This window comes from Thiohalocapsa sp., assembly GCF_019695415.1.
Taxonomy (GTDB): domain Bacteria; phylum Pseudomonadota; class Gammaproteobacteria; order Chromatiales; family Chromatiaceae; genus Thiohalocapsa.
Genome location: NZ_JAIFKJ010000454.1, coordinates 1 through 1,568 on the forward strand (window position 1 = coordinate 1; position 1,568 = coordinate 1,568).

Genomic DNA, 1,568 nt, shown 5'->3' on the forward strand with positions numbered 1-1,568 from the left:
GGTCTTCAAGGAACGGCGCGATCTGGTCGTCTCGATGCTGAACCAGGCGCCCGGGCTCGACTGCCCGACGCCCGAAGGCGCGTTTTATGTCTACCCCTCATGCGCCGGCTGCATGAACAAGACGACGCCGGCCGGCAAGACGCTGCACACCGACGAGGATTTCGTGACGGCGCTATTGGAGGATGAAGGCGTGGCGGTGGTCCACGGCGAGGCATTCGGGCTGTCGCCCTTCTTCCGCATCTCCTACGCGACCTCGACGCAGGCGCTCGAAGAGGCCTGCAAGCGCATCCAGCGGTTCTGCGCCAGCCTTTCCTGAGCGGCGCGAGGGCCACGCTTGCGCGCCGCGGCGGCCGGCGGCGGCGATCCCGCTTGCCAGCCGACCCCCTTATCGTCTATCTGCAACGGCGTCGGGCGTTAACGGGGGAGTAACACAGATGATGCTGTCGCCGCCGACCAAGCTGACTTTCCGCCTGTCCTTGCTGATTGCGATCCTGGCGCTCGTGGTCCAGTTCGTCCCGCAGGTCGCAATCTATGTCCCGATCCCGGGCTTCTACATCGCTCTGGCGGCGTTCCTGCTGCTGGCGCTCGGCAATGTGCTGAAGGGATTTTGACGCCCGGCCGGCTGAAACGGCGCTGATAGGGAGGTGCTGGATGCGACTCTACCGGCCGCGGCTCAGCGTGTTTCTGATGTCCGTCATTCTGGCCGGTCTCGGCGTGGCGGGCGTGGTGCATTACATTCCGTTCGTCACCGACGTCTCCTTCTGGCTCCTGCTGGCCGGCTATATCGTGCTGATGCTCGGGGTGCTTGCGGACGGCGTCTGAGTCGCCTTCGATTCGCCGGACAGGCCCGCGTCCTGTGCATAAGCTGTGGGAATCCGGCCCGAGGCGCGCGAACCCCCTGATTTTGCGCTCTGATCAGGCCGCAACAACCTGAGTTTGCAGCCTATCTCCTGTTGCGTGTGCAACACAGATTCACAATCTCGCCCTGATTTCTCGTTCTTTAACAAGTGCTTAAGAGTTCGCGGGAGAAACTTGCATCCGCCGCGGCGTGGAGCCATGTTGAGCGTAGCAGCGGGAGTAAGACCTATGCGCAAATTAGCATTGACAGTTCTTGCAGGCGTGGCCGGCCTCGTCATCGGATCGGGCGCGGCATCCGCCTTCAGCGAAGTGGACAGCGCGCCATCCGTGCCTGGCACGGCCGTGGTTGAAGCGCCCGCGGAACTAAGGTCCGCGCCCGGCACGCCGGTGCAGGATGAGCTTCCCGCGCTGCGCATGATCGACCCGACATCCGCCAGCCCAGGGGACAGCGAGGGCACACCGCTGAACATTCCAGGCATCGGCTACATTGGAACCTTGCCGAAGTTCGATTTCGGGCTTGAGCTGCTCTACGGCGCGCCGGACGAAACGAAATTCGAGATGAGGGACGTTCAGACCGCCCCGGATCCGAACACCGGCGAGGCGCAGCAGGACGACGTCATCATTCGCGGCACCCTCACGCACCGCTTCTAGGCCAGCGCAACACCAGCCGCGCGCGGGCCGCGCGCGCCCCTTTCCCCTCCCCTAACCCG

4 protein-coding genes are annotated in these 1,568 nt (G+C 64.2%); all 4 read left to right on the top strand.

Annotated features, from left to right (window positions below):
- A partial coding sequence (locus I6U14_RS12740) for an aminotransferase class I/II-fold pyridoxal phosphate-dependent enzyme (protein ID WP_296899864.1) occupies window positions 1-316 on the top strand: 316 nt, incomplete at its 5' end.
- A 118-nt stretch (window positions 317-434) separates the two neighbouring features.
- Window positions 435-611, top strand: coding sequence for a hypothetical protein (locus I6U14_RS12745; RefSeq protein ID WP_296899866.1), 177 nt, complete (start codon window positions 435-437; stop codon window positions 609-611).
- 40 nt (window positions 612-651) lie between these two features.
- Entirely contained in the window at window positions 652-822 is a 171-nt protein-coding gene (locus I6U14_RS12750; protein ID WP_296899868.1) for a hypothetical protein, read from the top strand.
- A 264-nt stretch (window positions 823-1,086) separates the two neighbouring features.
- Entirely contained in the window at window positions 1,087-1,509 is a 423-nt protein-coding gene (locus tag I6U14_RS12755) for a hypothetical protein (protein WP_296899872.1), read from the top strand.
- Window positions 1,510-1,568: the final 59 nt, after the last annotated feature.

What these genes read in the sequence shown, in the direction of transcription:
- I6U14_RS12755 (WP_296899872.1), top strand. Translation starts at nt 1,087, where the DNA reads ATGCGCAAATTAGCATTGACAGTTCTTGCAGGCGTGGCCGGCCTCGTC.
- I6U14_RS12745 (WP_296899866.1), top strand. Translation starts at nt 435, where the DNA reads ATGATGCTGTCGCCGCCGACCAAGCTGACTTTCCGCCTGTCCTTGCTG.
- I6U14_RS12750 (WP_296899868.1), top strand. Translation starts at nt 652, where the DNA reads ATGCGACTCTACCGGCCGCGGCTCAGCGTGTTTCTGATGTCCGTCATT.